Below are 15,780 nucleotides of genomic sequence, written 5' to 3'. Positions count from 1 at the left end.
AGATCGGAGAACCATGTTCCGCCATTCGACCCGCCCCCTGGGCGTACTCGCCGGCCTCGCCCTGACGGTGTTGCTCGCGACCGGCTGCACCGCCGGTACGGCGCCGCAGGGCCAGGATGCCGCCCCTGTTCCGGACGATCAGATCGCGAGTCTCGAGACGGCGGCGCCCGAGAAGACGGCGACGGAGGACCCGTTGACCGCCGAATACGGTGAGCCGGTCCGGCTGCGCCTCGACATGACCGAGGAGGAGGGCGAGGCGGCGTGGCAGCCTCGAGAGCGATGCCTCGCGGATCGGATGCCGAAGGCGACGATCACGGGCGGCCAGGACAGCGGCGTGGGCGTTGCGACCAACGACGACCCCGAGGCGGCTGCCGAGGCGGAGGCGTTCTGCATGAGGTTCGCGCCGCTCCCGCCGCACGAGCTCGACGCCCAGAACCCGGACGCGCTGCGATTCGCTCAGAAGGTGGTCGACTGCCTCCACGCCGAGGGCGTCCGCTACGTCGAGATCACCCCCGCAGACGAGTTCGGACAGATCAACTTCGCTTTCGGTGGTGAGCAGAACGACTCGGCGTCGATCTCGCTGGGGATGGCGAAGGTCGACGGGTGCGTCGCCGGCGTCTCGGGCGGAACCCGATGAGCCGCGACCGCCGTCGACGCACCTTCGCCATCGCGGCAGCCGCCGTGGGGGCGACTCTCCTCCTCGCCGCGGGTGGGGTGGCAGCCGTGACCAACGCGACCGAGCAGTCGCCGGAACCCGCGCCGTCATCGCAGGTGGAACGTGCGACAGCCGAGATCGAGCGGGGCGACCTGTCGTTGACCGCGACTCTGGACGGGTCGATCGGGTTCGGCGCCGCCGAGCCCGTGTCGGTCAAGGCGAAAGGGACGATCACCTGGCTGCCGGCACCGGGTACAGACCTGGCGCGAGGCGCGACGGCACTCCGTGTCGATGACCGCGCCATCCCGGTGCTCATCGGCACGACCGCGCTCTACCGGCCTTTGACCTCGTGGGGCATGACCGGTGCCGACGTGAGCATGGTGGCGGCGAACCTCATGGAGCTCGGGTATCTCCGCCGGGCCGACCCGGCGGATGCGCGGACGAACAGTGCGTTCCGCGCGGCCGTGCGCTCTTGGCAGAAGGCGCTCGGCCTCGAACGGACGGGAGACCTCGCACCGACGGATGTCGTCGTCCTCACCGCCGAGAGTCGCATCGCGAAAGTGACGGCCCGGCTCGGCGACACCGCGACCGGAACGCCGTTCACCGCCTCGACCACCGCGAGGATCGTCCAGGCGGCCGTTCCCGCCGGCGACGCGGGGCTTGTGGGTGCGGGGGCGGCTGCGGAGATCGAGCTGCCCGACGGCCGCATGCTGGAAGGCACGATCCGCGACGTCGGCACGGCGGGCGACGGGGCGCAGTCCCAGGTGCGCGCCACGGTCGAGATCGCGGACCAGAAGGCTGTCGCCGAAGTGGATGCCGGGGCCGTCGTCGTCCGCGTCGTGACGAAGACCGTCACCGACGTGCTCATCGCCCCCGTGCCTGCGCTCATCGCGCTCGCCGAGGGCGGCTACGCGCTGCAGGACGAATCCGGGCGGTTGCACGCCGTCACGATCGGGCTCATCGCGGACGGTCGCGTCGAAGTCGCCGGCGACGGAATCACCGCCGGGATGACGGTGGTGACCGCACGATGACCACGCCTGCTCTCGAACTCGATCACGTGGGCCGCATCCACCCGGGCGGCGTCGCGGCTCTGCAGGACGTATCGCTCCGGATCGATGCGGGCGAGATCATCGCGATCGTCGGGCGGTCCGGCGCCGGCAAATCGACGCTCCTGAACGTCCTCGGCACCCTCGACCGCCCCACGAGCGGAACCGTCCGGGTCGGCGGCATCGACACCGACGACCTCGATGACCGAGCGCTCTCGACCCTGCGGGGGCGGACGATCGGTTTCGTCTTCCAGAGCTTCCATCTGACCGACGGGCTGAGCGCCGAGGACAACGTCGCGACGGCGCTCCTCTACAGCGGCGTGCCGCGGCGACTCCGACGCGATCGCGCCCGAGCGGCGCTCGAGCGGGTCGGGTTGGCTCACCGCCTCTCGCACCGCGCTCGCGACCTCTCCGGCGGGGAGCGCCAGCGCGTCGCCATCGCCCGCGCGATCGTCACCGAGCCGCTCGTCGTCCTGGCCGACGAGCCGACCGGCGCGCTCGACAGTGCGAACGGCGAACGCATCGTCGACCTCCTCGAGCGACTCAACCGGGAGGGCACCACCGTCGTGGTCATCACCCACGACACCGGCTTGGCCGCACGGATGCCGCGTCGCATCGAACTCCGCGACGGCGGGATCGTGTCGGACACGGCCGCTCCTGCAGGGGAAGAGGTCGCTCATGTCTGAACGTCGGCCTCGCCTCGGCATCCGGGACCTTCTGGCCCTCGGCACCGTCGGCCTGTTCACCCGCCCGCTGCGCGCCGTGCTGGCCTCGCTCGGAGTCGCCATCGGCATCGCCACCCTGGTGACGGTCACCGCGCTGCCCGCCTCGTCGCAGGCCGCGCTCGATCAGGAGCTCACGAAGCTCGGAGCGAACCTGCTGCGTGCCGACCCGAGGGTCGGCGTCGACGGTGAGCCGATCCCGCTCCCTCCCGAATCGCGCGGCATGCTGCAACGCATCGGTCCCATCACGGATGCCGCGACGGTCGGAAACGCCCATGCGGGAGTCCGGAGCAACGCGCTCCGCGACTACGTCGAGAGCGGCATCACGACCCTCGCGGTGACGGGCGACCTGCTCGGTGTGCTCCGGGGCGAGCTGGCCGAAGGCCGGTGGGTGGGCGACGATCCGTTGCCGGTCGTCGTCCTCGGCTCGGATGCCGCGGACCGGCTCGGGCTCTCACAGCTCCCCGATCGTGCGGTGTCGATCGACCTCGGCGGCATCCCGTTCCGGGTCATCGGCGTTCTGGAGGACACCCCTCTCGCCCCCGACCTGCAGTCGGCCGTGCTCGTGAGCGACGCGGCCGCCCGGCGATGGCTCGACTTCGACGGCGCCCCCACGGTGGCTTACCTCACCGGCACCGAGTCGCAGATCGAGGCGCTCCGGCCCATCGTGGCCGCGACGCTCTCGCCGGGGGTCGCCGGCATGGTGCAGGTCAGTCGCCCGTCGGCCGTGCTCGCCGCGAAGGATGCCGCCCAGGCGAACTTCGATGGACTGTTCCTGACACTGGCGGGGATCGCCCTCCTCATCGGCGGGATCGGGATCGCGAACACGATGTTCGTCTCGGTGCTCGAGCGCCGGAGCGAGATCGGGCTGCGCCGGGCGCTCGGTGCGCATCGGGGGCAGATCCGCGCGCAGTTCCTCGTCGAAGCGGTGGTCCTCTGCTCGATGGGTGGGCTCCTGGGAGTCTCGCTCGGGCTGCTCAGCACGGTGCTGTGGAGTGCGACGCAGGGGTGGCCGGTGGTCATCCCGGTCGCGACGATCGTCCTCGGCGTGACGGCATCCCTGGTGACGGGGGCGCTCGCCGGGCTCGCGCCGTCGATCCATGCGGCACGGCAGTCGCCGACCGCTGCCCTCGCCGCGGGATGAGGGGCGCAGCGGATGAGGGGGCGGCGGGTGAGAGCATTGCCGACGGGATGAGCGTGCGATCGGACAAGCAGCAGACACGGCGACGGACGCCGCGCCTGCTGCTGCGGTACCTCGCCGCAGGCCTCCTCCTGGTCCTCGCGTCGGTCGGCAGCACGCTGTGGCTCGCGCAGACAGCGGAGTACCGCTTCGACCAGCAGTCATCGGATGCCGCCCTCGCCCGGAACGAGCAGATCCTCGACGAACTGAGTCTGTGGGCCGGCCGGCATCCGACCTGGGACGGAGTCGGACCCGAGCTCCTCGAACTCGCGCACGACACCGGCCGGCGGATCGCGCTCGTCGGGGGGGACGGAGAGCTGATCGCCGACAGTGCGCCGACTCTGCCGCGACCCGAGGAGTCGACGATGACGTTCGATCCGCTCGAGGAATACGCCGAGCCGGGCACCCTCGAGCTGCGCCTGCACCGGGGGATCGTCGGACCCTTTGGTCTCAGCGAGGATCAGCGGACGGCGCTGACAGCGCGCGCTGCTGACGTCCGCGCCTGCCTGGGAACGGCGGTCATCGGCTCGACCGTCTGGACGACGGGACGCCCGGTGGTGTGGGCCACGGACAACGCCCCGGACTGCGGGCGGACCCGACTCGACACCCCGCTGCCGTCCGAACAGGACGCTCTCGACGAACTGCGCGAACTCACGAACCGGTGCCTGCTCGACGCCAGTGCTCCTCCGATCGACCGGGTCGACCTCGACCTCTCGGCCGCGTCGGCGAGAGCGGAACTCGCGTTCCGCATCGATCCCCCTGGGTCGGAGATCACCGCGGGATGCCTCCTCAGCGCACAGGCCGAGCAGGCCTCCGCCGTAACGGCGCCGACCGTCCAGATCGTCCTCACGAACCTCCGGGGGAACGTCCGCGGGCCCTTCGACGCGAGCCCGGGGACGATCGCACGAATCGCGATCGTCGTGGTCGTGCTCCTGGCTCTTCTCGCGGCCGCAGCCGCCATCATCCTCGCGCCGACCCTTCGGAGCGCGCGCAAGCTCGAAGACGCCGCCGACCGCTTCGCCGCCGGAGAGCGTGCGGGTCGGAGCGGAGTCGGTGCGACGGACGACCTCGCCCACGTGGGTGCGGCGTTCGACCGGATGTCGGCCGAGATCGCCGGTCACGAGACCGCCCGCCGCCGTCTTCTCGGTGACGTGGCACACGAACTGCGGAGCCCCCTGACGAACATCCGCGGCTGGGTCGAGGCCGCTGACGACGGGCTCGGAATGAGCGATGCCGAATTGCGGAGCCTCGTGCTCACCGAAGCGGGACGCATGGAGACCATCACGCGCGACCTGCAGCTGCTCGCGCTCGCCGAGACGGGCGACCTCGCCGTCGACCTCGCACCGGTGGATGCCGCCGAGGTCGTCCGCAGCGTCGTTGCGGCCCATCTCGTTCGCGCCGCGGCCGCAGACGTCACGCTGGCCGCCGACGTCGAGGGACCTCTGCCGATGCGCACCGATGCCGCGCGCCTCGGGCAGATCCTGAGCAACCTGGTGGGCAATGCTCTCCGCCACACCGCCGCGGGCGGGTCCGTGCGGGTCGGCGCGGGTGCGACGGGCGGAACCGTCCGCTTCGAGGTGACCGATGACGGCGAGGGCATCGCCGCCGACGACCTGCCGTTCGTGTTCGACCGGCTGTGGCGGGGAGACCCGGCGCGCACGCGGTCGGGCGAGAGCTCCGGACTCGGGCTGTCGATCGTTCAGGGACTCAGCCAGGCGCTGGGTGGATCGGTCGAGGTCACGAGCGAGGTGGGCGTCGGGTCCCGCTTCACCGTCCTCCTGCCAGGATGGCCCGACTAACCTGGACCGGTGCCAGACCCGACCGAGCCCGACGCCGAGCCGCAGCTTCCGGTGGGGGTCGGGCCGTGGCCGGGCGAGTGGCCCGACGATCCGCACTACGACCGCGACCTGCTCGAGCACGGTGACCGCCGCAACGTCGTCGACCGCTACCGGTACTGGACGATGGCGGCGATCGTGACCGACCTCGACGAGAAGCGGCATCCGTTCCACGTGGCGATCGAGAACTGGCAGCACGACATGAACATCGGCTCGATCGTCCGCAGCGCCAACGCGTTCGGCGCCGCCGAGGTGCACATCATCGGCAAACGGCGCTGGAACCGGCGCGGCGCGATGGTCACCGATCGGTACCAGCACGTCCGCCACCACGAGGACGTCGCGACCTTCACCGCGTGGGCGGATGCCGCGGGCCTGCCGGTCCTCGCCATCGACAACGTCGACGGCTCGGTCCCGGTCGACCGGGCGGACCTGCCCGAGCGCTGCGTCCTGCTGTTCGGGCAGGAGGGGCCGGGACTGTCGCCCGAGGCGCTCGCCGCGGCATCCGGCGTCGTCGAGATCACCCAGTACGGGTCGACCCGGTCGATCAACGCCTCGGCCGCCGCGGCGGTCGTCATGTACGAATGGTGCCGCCGCTACGCGTGAGCCCGCGTCGTCAGGCCACGGCGTACCGGCGGGACCGCAGGTAGAAGGCGGCGAGCGTCACGGCGAGAGCGGTTGCCGGCACGGCGAGGACCGAGCCGACGAGCAGGAGCAGTCCCGCTCCGATGTTCGCGAATCCTCCCGCCGCAGCATCCTGGAGGGTCGTCACGGCGCCGAGGAAAATCGTCGCCCCCACGACCAGGTATCCCACCGTCGCGAAGGCGGAGACGACGGTGCTCAACCGGTGCAGCCACACGCCGACGATGCCGGTGACGATGGCGGTGCCGGCGGCGCCGGCGACCACGACGAGCTCGGCGAAGGTGCCGTCCGCTGTCAGCAGGTAGGTCGCGAGTGCCGTGGCTCCGATGGTCAGTGCGAGACCCGATGCGATCATCAGAGCGGTCGCGAGTGTGATCCTGCTGGTGTTCGTCATGGTGGAGTCCGTTCCCCCGAGCGGTTCCTGCGCGACACGGCCGTCGTGGCGTGGTGTCACCTTAGCCCGCGGCATCCGCCAGGCGGAAGCGGTGCTCGGGGCGTCCCGTCGTGCCGTATCGCAGGCTGATCTCCACGAGCCCGCGCGAAGCGAGCGCGGTGAGGTGGCGCTGGGCCGTCGCGCGTGAGATGCCGCTGCGCTCGGCGACCTCGCTCGCCGATGCCTCGCCGTCGGCGAGGGCGCCGAGGATGGTCCGCTCCGTCGCCGACCGCGACACCGACGCCTGGTCGGGTGCGCCGCGCATCGCCGTCGCCGCGCGGTCGATCTGGTCCTGCGTGAGCGGGGCGGCATCGGAGAGCAGGTTGCGGTAGCGCGCGTACCGGTCGAGGCGATCGGCCAGCGTCCGCGCGTCGAACGGCTTCACGAGGTAGGCGAGGGCGCCGGCGCGGAAGGCGCGCCGCACCGTCCGCGCGTCCGTCGCCGCACTCAGCACGAACGCGTCGACGCCGCACGAGCGCACCACCTCGATGCCGTCCCCATCGGGCAGGTACACGTCGGCGAGGATCAGGTCGGGAGTGTCGGCCCGCACGGCACACAGCGCCTCGGCCGCGGTGCGGACCGGCTCGAGCGCGGTGAATCCGCGCACCCCCGTCACGATGTCGCGGTGCACGCCGGCGACGCGGAAGTCGTCGTCGATGATCAGCACGCGGATGTCACTCATCGTCGCTCTCCTCGATCTCGCCCGGTCCCGCCGGACCCATCACCGCGGGCAGACGAGCCCCGAAGACCGCGCCGCCGTCGCGGCCGCCCGCGTCGATGATCCAGACCTCGCCCCCGCGTCGCCTCGCGAGCTCACGGGACAGCGGCAGCCCGATGCCGTGGCCGTGCACCGCCGTCCCGGTCCCCGACACCGTGCGCGCGGCGAACACGTCGCCGGGCTCCGTCACACCGCCTCCCGAATCCGCCACCGTCAGGACGAGCTCGCCTCCGTCCAGCTCGTCGAGGAGCGTCACCTCGACCCAGGCGTCCGCCGACGAGGATGCCGCGGCCGTCACCGCGTTTCCCACGAGGTTCCCGAGCACGGCGAGGGTGTCCTCCACCTCGCGCAGCGTGCTGCGCAGCAGGGTGTCGGGCCCGACGCGCAACTCGACGCCGCGTTCGCGGGCGCTCTCGGCCATCGCGCCGAGGAACGACTGCAGGACCGGGTCAGTCACGGCATTCAGCCCGGCCACCCGCAGGTCGACGGCGCCGCGACCCGAGACCTCGCGCAGGAAGTCGCGGGCCTCCTCGCCGCGGCCCGCGTCCAGCAGACCGGATGCCGCGTGCAGACGGTTCGCGAACTCGTGGCGCTGCGCGCGCAGCGCGTCGGTCAGGGTGCGGACGCCATCGAGACGCTCGGTGAGGGCGAGCAGATCGGTCCGGTCGCGAAGGATCGCCGCGGTGCCGAGTGCGCGGGAACCGCGGCGCACCGAGCGGACGTCGACATAGACGATGCGGTCGCCGACCGCGAGTCCCGACGGCGCGCCCGCCGTGAGCGCGTCCCGCACCGACGGGTCGACCGGGACGTCGCGAAGGGCGGTTCCAGGCGCGGCGGCGACGCCCAGCATCCGCGTCGTCGCCTCGCTCCACACGCGCACGGTGCCGTCCGGGTCCACCGCGACGACACCCTCGTCCGCGCTCTCGAACACGGCGGTCTGCGTCTGGACGAGTGCCGCGAGCTCTTCGGGCTGCAGGCCCAGCGTCACGCGCTCGAGCCGCCGACGCATCAGCAGCGCCGCGACCGCGCCGAGGGCGAGGGCCAGCACGACCGCGACGGCGATGCCGGTGAGGAGGGCGGGCAGATCGCGGAACACGCTGGCTCGCTCGAATCCGACGCTCACCTCGCCGACCGGCCGGTCGACGTCGCCGGGCGCGTACACCGGCACCTTGGCGCGTGCGGATTCGCCGAGCGTGCCGGACTCCCACGTCACGACCTCGCGCCCGGCGAGGGCGTCGTCGAAGCTCGTGCTCACGACGTCACCGAGCCGGTCCGGGTCGGGGTGGGCGAGACGGATGCCGTGATCGTCGGTGATCACGACGAACAGCACGTCCGTACGATCCGAGACGGCGGTCGCGTACCCCTGCAGAGGGCCGCCGCGAAGCTTCGCGGCATCCGGCGTGCCGGGGTCGGCGGAGTATTCCGCGACCAGCTCGCGGACGTCGGGGGTCGCCGCGACGCTCCGGGCGATGTTCAGCGCCGAGGACTCCGCTTCGGCGCGCAGCTGCTGCACCCCGAGGAAGAGGAAGACGCCGGCGCACGCCGCCACGACGCACACCTGCGTGACGAGCTGGAGGACCAGCATCCTGCTCCCGAACCGCACCCGACCACCTCCTGCGCACAATGAGCGAAAGCCACGTTACGCGCACAACGCGGGGGAATGAGCCTTAGCGCGCGCCCTGGCTCACGGCATCCCTACGATCGCGGGACCAGGCACCGAACCCGCCGGAGCCGCTTCACGACGAAGGAGTCGCGATGAGCATCGTGCATACCGAGGCAGCCGAGTACCCGGTGGCCTTCACCCCACCCGACACCGTCCTGGTCATCCTGGGCTTCGTGATGGTCCTGACCTTCATGGCGCTGATCATGACGAGGCGCCTCACCCCCATGGTCGCGCTCATCACCGTGCCGACGATCTTCGGCCTCTTCGCCGGCGCGGGTCTCGGCCTCGGCGACATGGTCATCGACGCGATCGGCGGACTCGCCCCCACGGCGGCGCTCCTCATGTTCGCGATCATGTACTTCGGCATCATGATCAACGTCGGGCTGTTCGACCCGCTGATCCGCCTCATCACGCGTCTGCTGGGCGATGACCCCGCCAAGGTCGTGCTCGGCACGGCGATCCTCGCCGGTGCGGTTTCGCTCGACGGCGACGGCTCGACCACCTTCATCATCACCACCTCGGCGATGCTGCCGATCTACTTGCGCCTCGGCATGAGCCCCGTCGTTCTGACCTGTGTCGCGGGTCTCATGAACGGCACGCTGAACATCGTCCCGTGGGGTGGTCCGACGGTGCGCGCCGCCTCGGCTCTCGGCTTGCAGCCGACCGACATCTTCGTCCCCATGCTGCCCTCGCTGGCCACCGGCCTCGTGATCTCCCTGCTGTTCGCCTGGTTCCTGGGGCTCTCCGAGCGTCGCCGCCTGGCCGGCTCGGTCGACACCTCACGTCTCGAGAACCCGGCCGGCGACGGACGCCTCGGTGCTCCCCGCCTGTTCCGCGGCGCGGAGAACAAGCCCGGCGCCCTCGCCCACCTGCGCACCGGCAACATCGTCACGGTCCGCGGCGCCCGTACGGCCGTCGATGCCGCGAAGCTCGTCGACACGGCCGACACCGCAATGGCCGACACCATGCTCGACCCGAACCGTGCGAGCCTGCGACCGAAGCTCATCTGGTTCAACCTCGCGCTGACCCTCGCGGTCATGGTGATGCTCGTGCTCGACATCTACCCGTTGGCCTATGTGTTCATGGTCGGTGCGGCCATCGCGCTCATCGTGAACTTCCCCCGGCTCAAGACGCAGGCCGACGAGATCGTGGCCCACGCCCCGAGCATCGTCGGCGTCGTATCGATGGTCCTCGCCGCGGGTGTCCTCGTCGGTGTGCTCAACGGCACCGGCATGGTCGACGCGATGGCGAGCTGGGTCACCGAGGTCATCCCGCCGTCGCTCGGACCGTTCATGGCCGTGATCACCGGCATCCTGTCGATCCCGTTCACGTTCTTCATGTCGAACGACGCCTTCTACTTCGGCATCCTGCCGATCCTCGCCGAGAGCGCGACGACCTACGGCATCGAACCCGTCGAGATGGCGCGCGCCTCGATCACCGGCCAGCCCGTGCACCTGCAGAGCCCGCTCGTGCCCGCGATCCTGCTGCTCGTCTCGCTCGCAGGCGTCAACCTCGGCGACCACCACAAGAAGGTCCTGTGGCGCGCCGTGGTCGTCTCGCTCGTGATGCTCGCCGTGGGCGTCCTCGTCGGATCCATCCCGCTGATGGCCTGAGTCCTGGCGCGGGTCAGGCGAACACGCGAAAGGGGCGCATCAGTAGTCGGTTCCGAAGCGGATGCTGCTGGTGACGCCGTGCGGGCCTGCCGCGTCGGCGGCGGCCTCACCGCCGAACAGCACGCGGGAGATTCCCCGGGTGTCGTCGATCATGGCGTCGAGCGCGGTGGCCAGGTCGCCGTCCGTGACGTCTCGGTCGTCGGACACCGCCCGGAGCACCGCGCGTCGGATCACCTCCTTCACGAAGGATGCGGTGACGCCTTCGGCGCGCTCGGCGGCGCGCTCCAGCGCCTCGGCGGAGAACGGCAGGTCGCTCCCGTACACCTGGAACAGCCGCTGACGGGCGGACAGTTCGGGCAGCGGGATCTCGAGCGCGAGGTCGACCCGGCCAGGGCGTGCGGCGAGGGCCGGCTCGAGGATCTCGGCGCGGTTCGTCGTCAGGACGAAGGCGACGTCGGCGTCGCCGTCCAGACCGTCGAGAGCGTCGAGCACCTCGAACAGCAGCGGCTGCAGTCCGAAGTCGCCCCGATCGGCGGCCACGAGGTCGACGTCTTCGAGGACGACCAGAGCGGGGCTCATCGCACGTGCGAGTGAGGCGGCCTCGCCGATCAGCCCGAGTGCGGCGCCCTGCAGCAACACGACCGTCGTTCCGGGCGTCTCGTGGATGAGGTGGCGGATGGTCAGGGTCTTGCCGGTTCCGGGAGGGCCGTACAGCAGCACGCCCCGCTTGAGGTGCTGGCCGCGGGCACGCAGCTCGTCGGCGCGATCCCCGATCTCGACGACGTGAGCGCGGATGCGGTCGAGCAGGCCCTCGGGCAGGATCACCTGATCGGCGGTGATCGTCGGCCGCTCGAGGAACGTCATGCCCCCGACGCCGCTCGCCCCGTACTCGCTCCGCGCGAAGCTCACGACGTTGCCGCGGACGACGCTGAGCTCGTTCATGAGCCGACGGATCTCGGCCAGAAGCCTGGGCGCGACCTCCGGCGTCGCGGTGATGACGTCGAGTGTCGCCTCGCTGCGGCCGGCCCGCGGATCGGCAGCCCGTTGCAGCGCCGCGACCGGCACTCCCTCGAAGCGGAAGAGGTGCACTGCAGTCGACTTGGTCTGCCGAGTCGTCGTCGGACCGGTGGCGACGGTCACGTACTCGACCGGGCCCGGCTGGATGCGCGCGTAGGGCGATGCGAGGAGGCCGGCGAACTCCTCGTGCTGCAGGTGCTGCCCGCCGCGGATGCCGACGACCTCGGCATCCGTTCCCCCGATCGCATCGACCGCGAGATCCAGGTCGACGAGACGATGCGGCGGGACCGCTTCCGCGACCATCGGCAGTTGGGCCGGGTCAGCGCCCAGGTGGTCGCGCACCCGCTCGCCGAGGGGGGTCAGCGGGGCGGTCTCGACCTCCGGCATCCGATTCACCCGCTGGATGAGGCGGTGGAAGTCGCGGAGGAAGTCGTCGTCACGGGAGTCCATGCCCGCACTCTAGGGGAGTGGGGTGACACGCGAGACCGGGCCCCGCAGGCCGAACCCGGCCGTGCAGCGGAGATCGGCATTCGAGCGGGCTCGTCACCCCAGAGCCGTCCGCGGAAAGGCAGATCTCCGCGGGAAGCGCCGCCTGCCGCAGGACTGACGCCACCGCTCAGACCGCGGCGGTCATCCACTCCGAGCGGCGCACACGCCAGCCGAGGGTGCCGAGGCGCGCGAGCATGTAGACGCCGAAGAAGCACGCCGCCAGCCAGGCGAGGCCGCCTGATCCGCCCGGGTGCAGGGCGATCACGATCGCGAGGGCGGGCAGGTACGGCAGGAGGTTGAGGCCGCCGGCGATCGCGAGGTACTTGGCGTCGCCGGCGCCCATGAGCACGCCGTCGAGGACGAACACCACTCCGCACACGGGCTGTGCGATCGCCAGCACGAGAAGGGCGGGCACGATGAGGGCCGCGAGTTCGGGGTCGCCCGTGAAGGCGAGCCCGATCACGCCGGACAGTGCCGCGATGATCACCCCGACGATCACTCCGAACCATGCGCCCCACGCGACCGTCCGGCCGAGCACGCGCCGGACGAACGGTTCGTCGCCGGCTCCGAGCCCGCGCCCGATCAAGGCCTGCGCCGCGATCGCGAGCGCGTCGAGCGCGAAGGCCGCCGTCGAGAAGATCGTGAAGGCGACCTGCCACCCGGCGAGCTCGGCGGTGCCGAGCCCCGTCGCGACCGCGACCGTCGCGAGCAGGGCGACGCGCAGCGACACGGTCCGCAGGAACAGCCACCCACCCGACCGCGCCGATCCGCGCACTCCATCGCGCTGAGGCAGGACGGATGCCGCGTGCCGCCGCGCGAGCCGGCCGATGACGACGACGTAGGCGGCGACCATGCCCCACTGCGCCGCGACGGTGCCGGCGGCGGAGCCCGAGATGCCCCACCCGAACCCGTAGATGAAGAGCCAGTTGAGCAGGGCGTTGGCGCCGAAGCCGAGACCGGCGATCCAGAGCGGGGTCACCGTGTCCTGCATCCCGCGAAGCAGGCCGGTGGCGGCGAAGACGATGAGCATCGCCGGCAGTCCCCACATCGACAAGCCGAGGTAGGCGATCGCCTGGTCGGTCACATCGGGACCGGCGTCGAAGAGCCCCACGAGCCACGGCGTCGCGAGCGACCCGACGAGGGCGAGCAGTGCGCCGAGCCCGAGCGCGAGCCACAGGCCGTCGATGCCGACGCTCACGGCGCTCTTGCGGTCGCCGGCTCCGAAGCGACGAGCGACGGCGGGCGTCGTCGAATAGGCGAGGAAGACCATCAGCCCGACGATCGTCTGCAGGATGGCCCCGGCGATGCCGAGACCCGCGAGCGGAATGACGCCGAGGTGGCCGATCAGGGCGGCATCCACGATCAGGAACATCGGCTCGGCGACCAGCGCGCCGAGCGCGGGCACGGCGAGGCGCAGGATCTCGCGGTTCAGGGTCGGCGCAGGCATGATTTTCAGCCTAGGGGTGACGAGTGGCTCAGCCCGCCCGGCGGTCAGCGAGCGCCGGGCTCGTACCGCCGGGGCTCGTGCGTGCGGGCGACGAGGTCCCGCAGGGCTTCGAGCGAGCCCGAGACGAGCCCCGCGGCCCGCGCCTGCACGAGGATGTTGCCGAGCGCGGTCGCCTCGACCGGGCCCGCGAGCACCGGGACGCCCGCCCGATCGGCGGTGCGCCGGCACAGCAGCTCATTGAGCGACCCGCCGCCGACGATGTGGATGACGCGCACGTCGACCCCGCCGATCCGGCCGGCCTCGTGCGCGGCGTCGGCGAAGGCCTGCGCCAGCGATTCGATGATGCTCCGGGCGATCTCGGCCCGGCTCTGCGGGGCGGCGACGCCGTGCTCCTCGCACCACGCCGCGATGCGCGCCGGCATGTCGCCCGGGGGCAGGAACCGCGCGTCGTCGACGTCGAACACGGCGACCGGGCCGGGCACATCGGCCGCGGCAGCCAGCAGTTCGGCGAGCTCGGTCTCGTGCCCCTCGCGCTGCCAGCCGCGGACGGTCTCGCTGAGGATCCAGAGACCCATGACGTTGCGGAGCAGTCGGGTGCGTCCGTCGACGCCGCCCTCGTTCGTGAACTTCGCCTCGCGGGCCGCGTCGGTCAGCACCGGGCGGTCGACCTCGACGCCCACGAGTCCCCACGTGCCGCACGAGATGTAGGCGGCATCGCCCGACGCCATCGGTACGGCGACGACGGCGGATGCCGTGTCGTGCGACCCGACGGCGGTCACGGCGGACCGCGGTGCGCCGAGGCTCGCCGCGACCTCGGCGGTGAGGGATCCGAGTGTCTCGCCGGGGGAGATGAGCGGGGTCAGCAGGTGCTGGGGGATGCCGAGGGCGGCCGCCAGGTCGGCATCCCATTCGCCCGTGTCGGCGCGCAGGAGACCGGTCGTCGACGCGTTCGTCCGTTCGGTGCGCGCCTGGCCGGTGAGCCAGTACCCGATGAGGTCGGGGATGAGCAGGGCGTGCTCGGCGAGGCGCAGCACGGAACGGTCCTCGGCGGCGAACTGGTAGAGGGTGTTGAACGGCAGGAACTGCAGGCCGTTGCGGGCGAACAGCGCCTCGTGCAGGTGAGAGGCGTGCACCGCCTCGACGCCCCGCGTCGTGCGCTCGTCGCGGTAGTGGAACGGCTCGCCGAGCAGGCGCGAGCGCGCGATGAGGCCGTAGTCGACGGCCCAGGAGTCCACGCCGATGCTCGCGACGTCGTCGCGCAGCGCCTCACGGAGTCCGTCGAGTACCGAGCCGTAGAGGCCCAGGATGTTCCAGTGCAGGCCGTCCGAGACCCGCACCGGGTCGTTCGCGAACCGGGCGACGGTGCTCGTCTCGAGTGTGTCGGAGCCGACGTTGCCGACGATCACCCGGCCGCTCGTCGCACCGAGGTCGACGGCGACGACGGTGCCCCCCGCGGTGCTCACGGGGTGAGGGCCGCCAGGCGCGCGGCGAAGCGGGCCAGCGTAAGGGATGCGGCATCCCCCTCGTCGGGACGGTTGAGGTGGCCGTGGTCGGTGCCGGGCTCGATCACGTGCTCGACGTCTCGGCCGGCCGACGCGAGGGTCCGCGCGAAGTGCTCGCTCGATACGCGGAGCTCGTCGACGTCGCCGGCGACGATGAGCGTCGACGGGAATTCGGCGAGGTCCTCGTGAGTCGCGAGCCCCGGAATGGCCGCCAGCGGCGCGTTGGCGACCGATCCGCCGAGATAGTTCTCGTACATGCCGCGAACGGCATCCGGCCCGAACCGGTCGGCCGCGGGTCGGGCGTCGAGCGCGGCGCGGAGCTCGCCCTCGGGTGCGGGCTGCTCGGCCAGCAGCGTCGGGTAAGCGAGCAGGACGAGCGCGGGCAGGTGTCGATCGTTCTGGATGAGGCGGAGGACCGCGCCGGTCGCGATGTTCGCGCCGGCGCTCGCGCCGCCGATCGCGAGCCGCGCCGGATCCACGCCGAGCGTCGCGGCCTCGGTCAGCAGCCAGTCCCAGGCCGCAAGGGTGTCGTCGGATGCCGCGGGGAACCCCGCGCGCTCGCGCCCGGGTTCGGTCGCGGGAGCCTCCCACCCGTCGGGCAGCGGCGCCAGGCGGTAGTCGACGGAGACGACCGTGGTCCCGGCATCCGCCAACGTCCGTGCGACGTGGTCGGCCTCGGGCATGTCGATGTCGCCGGCGGCGAACCCGCCGCCGTGCAGCCACACCAGTCCCGGGGTCGGGCGCTCGAGGATGCGGGCGGGGTAGACGCGGACGAGGCCGCCGGCAGCGCCGTAGGGGGTGGGGATGTCGCTCATCGGTCG

The 15,780-nt window shown here is 71.8% G+C and carries 14 protein-coding genes; 7 read left to right on the top strand and 7 right to left on the bottom strand.

Annotation, left to right across the window (positions count from 1 at the left end):
• Positions 1-13: 13 nt before the first annotated feature.
• The 6 genes from Q9S78_RS00655 to Q9S78_RS00630 are packed head-to-tail and all read left to right on the top strand — an operon-like array spanning position 14 to position 6,041.
• Positions 14-637, top strand: a complete 624-nt coding sequence (locus Q9S78_RS00655; RefSeq protein WP_018187558.1) for a hypothetical protein — start codon at positions 14-16, stop codon at positions 635-637.
• Complete coding sequence (locus Q9S78_RS00650; protein ID WP_311868172.1) at positions 634-1,686, top strand: peptidoglycan-binding protein; 1,053 nt, start codon at positions 634-636, stop codon at positions 1,684-1,686. Before Q9S78_RS00655 ends, Q9S78_RS00650 begins: the two co-directional genes overlap by 4 nt.
• A complete protein-coding gene (locus Q9S78_RS00645) occupies positions 1,683-2,387 on the top strand; it encodes an ABC transporter ATP-binding protein (RefSeq protein ID WP_311868170.1) in 705 nt (234 codons plus the stop codon). The genes Q9S78_RS00650 and Q9S78_RS00645 overlap by 4 nt, the downstream gene beginning before the upstream one ends.
• Positions 2,380-3,567, top strand: a complete 1,188-nt coding sequence (locus tag Q9S78_RS00640; RefSeq protein WP_311868168.1) for an ABC transporter permease — start codon at positions 2,380-2,382, stop codon at positions 3,565-3,567. The genes Q9S78_RS00645 and Q9S78_RS00640 overlap by 8 nt, the downstream gene beginning before the upstream one ends.
• Positions 3,568-3,614: 47 nt before the next feature.
• Positions 3,615-5,402 (top strand): sensor histidine kinase, encoded by a 1,788-nt coding sequence (locus Q9S78_RS00635; protein WP_311868165.1) that lies wholly within the window; start codon positions 3,615-3,617, stop codon positions 5,400-5,402.
• 9 nt (positions 5,403-5,411) lie between these two features.
• On the top strand, positions 5,412-6,041 hold the full coding sequence (locus Q9S78_RS00630) for a TrmH family RNA methyltransferase (RefSeq protein WP_311868162.1): 630 nt from the start codon (positions 5,412-5,414) through the stop codon (positions 6,039-6,041).
• A gap of 10 nt (positions 6,042-6,051) precedes the next feature.
• On the opposite strand, the gene Q9S78_RS00625 is transcribed toward Q9S78_RS00630, so the two are convergent.
• The 3 genes from Q9S78_RS00625 to Q9S78_RS00615 form a co-directional block, all read right to left on the bottom strand.
• Positions 6,052-6,471 carry a hypothetical protein gene (locus Q9S78_RS00625; protein ID WP_311868160.1) on the bottom strand — a complete coding sequence of 140 codons (420 nt, stop codon included), beginning with the start codon at positions 6,469-6,471 and terminating at the stop codon, positions 6,052-6,054.
• 61 nt (positions 6,472-6,532) lie between these two features.
• Positions 6,533-7,192, bottom strand: a complete 660-nt coding sequence (locus tag Q9S78_RS00620; protein ID WP_311858134.1) for a response regulator — start codon at positions 7,190-7,192, stop codon at positions 6,533-6,535.
• Positions 7,185-8,813, bottom strand: a complete 1,629-nt coding sequence (locus tag Q9S78_RS00615) for a sensor histidine kinase (protein ID WP_311858133.1) — start codon at positions 8,811-8,813, stop codon at positions 7,185-7,187. The genes Q9S78_RS00620 and Q9S78_RS00615 overlap by 8 nt, the downstream gene beginning before the upstream one ends.
• A 170-nt stretch (positions 8,814-8,983) precedes the next feature.
• Between Q9S78_RS00615 and Q9S78_RS00610 the strand changes: the two genes are divergently transcribed.
• The gene (locus Q9S78_RS00610; RefSeq protein WP_311858132.1) at positions 8,984-10,504 is read left to right on the top strand and encodes a CitMHS family transporter; all 1,521 of its coding nucleotides are present in this window, start codon (positions 8,984-8,986) and stop codon (positions 10,502-10,504) included.
• A gap of 39 nt (positions 10,505-10,543) precedes the next feature.
• On the opposite strand, the gene Q9S78_RS00605 is transcribed toward Q9S78_RS00610, so the two are convergent.
• From Q9S78_RS00605 to Q9S78_RS00590, 4 genes are all read right to left on the bottom strand, one after another.
• Positions 10,544-11,971, bottom strand: a complete 1,428-nt coding sequence (locus Q9S78_RS00605) for an AAA family ATPase (RefSeq protein WP_311868158.1) — start codon at positions 11,969-11,971, stop codon at positions 10,544-10,546.
• Between the two features lie 166 nt (positions 11,972-12,137).
• The gene (locus Q9S78_RS00600) at positions 12,138-13,457 is read right to left on the bottom strand and encodes an MATE family efflux transporter (RefSeq protein WP_311868156.1); all 1,320 of its coding nucleotides are present in this window, start codon (positions 13,455-13,457) and stop codon (positions 12,138-12,140) included.
• A gap of 44 nt (positions 13,458-13,501) precedes the next feature.
• Positions 13,502-14,920, bottom strand: coding sequence for a rhamnulokinase (locus Q9S78_RS00595; RefSeq protein WP_311868154.1), 1,419 nt, complete (start codon positions 14,918-14,920; stop codon positions 13,502-13,504).
• Positions 14,917-15,774 carry an alpha/beta hydrolase gene (locus Q9S78_RS00590; protein WP_311868152.1) on the bottom strand — a complete coding sequence of 286 codons (858 nt, stop codon included), beginning with the start codon at positions 15,772-15,774 and terminating at the stop codon, positions 14,917-14,919. Before Q9S78_RS00590 ends, Q9S78_RS00595 begins: the two co-directional genes overlap by 4 nt.
• Positions 15,775-15,780: the final 6 nt, after the last annotated feature.

It is taken from the genome of Microbacterium aquilitoris (assembly GCF_031932285.1).
Taxonomy (GTDB): domain Bacteria; phylum Actinomycetota; class Actinomycetes; order Actinomycetales; family Microbacteriaceae; genus Microbacterium; species Microbacterium aquilitoris.
The sequence above is the reverse complement of the archived record's forward strand: the minus strand, read 5'-3'. Positions and strand labels throughout refer to the sequence as shown.

What these genes read in the sequence shown, in the direction of transcription:
- Q9S78_RS00655 (WP_018187558.1), top strand. Translation starts at nt 14, where the DNA reads ATGTTCCGCCATTCGACCCGCCCCCTGGGCGTACTCGCCGGCCTCGCC.
- Q9S78_RS00650 (WP_311868172.1), top strand. Translation starts at nt 634, where the DNA reads ATGAGCCGCGACCGCCGTCGACGCACCTTCGCCATCGCGGCAGCCGCC.
- Q9S78_RS00645 (WP_311868170.1), top strand. Translation starts at nt 1,683, where the DNA reads ATGACCACGCCTGCTCTCGAACTCGATCACGTGGGCCGCATCCACCCG.
- Q9S78_RS00640 (WP_311868168.1), top strand. Translation starts at nt 2,380, where the DNA reads ATGTCTGAACGTCGGCCTCGCCTCGGCATCCGGGACCTTCTGGCCCTC.
- Q9S78_RS00635 (WP_311868165.1), top strand. Translation starts at nt 3,615, where the DNA reads ATGAGCGTGCGATCGGACAAGCAGCAGACACGGCGACGGACGCCGCGC.
- Q9S78_RS00625 (WP_311868160.1), bottom strand. Translation starts at nt 6,471, where the DNA reads ATGACGAACACCAGCAGGATCACACTCGCGACCGCTCTGATGATCGCA.
- Q9S78_RS00620 (WP_311858134.1), bottom strand. Translation starts at nt 7,192, where the DNA reads ATGAGTGACATCCGCGTGCTGATCATCGACGACGACTTCCGCGTCGCC.
- Q9S78_RS00615 (WP_311858133.1), bottom strand. Translation starts at nt 8,813, where the DNA reads ATGCTGGTCCTCCAGCTCGTCACGCAGGTGTGCGTCGTGGCGGCGTGC.
- Q9S78_RS00610 (WP_311858132.1), top strand. Translation starts at nt 8,984, where the DNA reads ATGAGCATCGTGCATACCGAGGCAGCCGAGTACCCGGTGGCCTTCACC.
- Q9S78_RS00605 (WP_311868158.1), bottom strand. Translation starts at nt 11,971, where the DNA reads ATGGACTCCCGTGACGACGACTTCCTCCGCGACTTCCACCGCCTCATC.
- Q9S78_RS00600 (WP_311868156.1), bottom strand. Translation starts at nt 13,457, where the DNA reads ATGCCTGCGCCGACCCTGAACCGCGAGATCCTGCGCCTCGCCGTGCCC.
- Q9S78_RS00590 (WP_311868152.1), bottom strand. Translation starts at nt 15,774, where the DNA reads ATGAGCGACATCCCCACCCCCTACGGCGCTGCCGGCGGCCTCGTCCGC.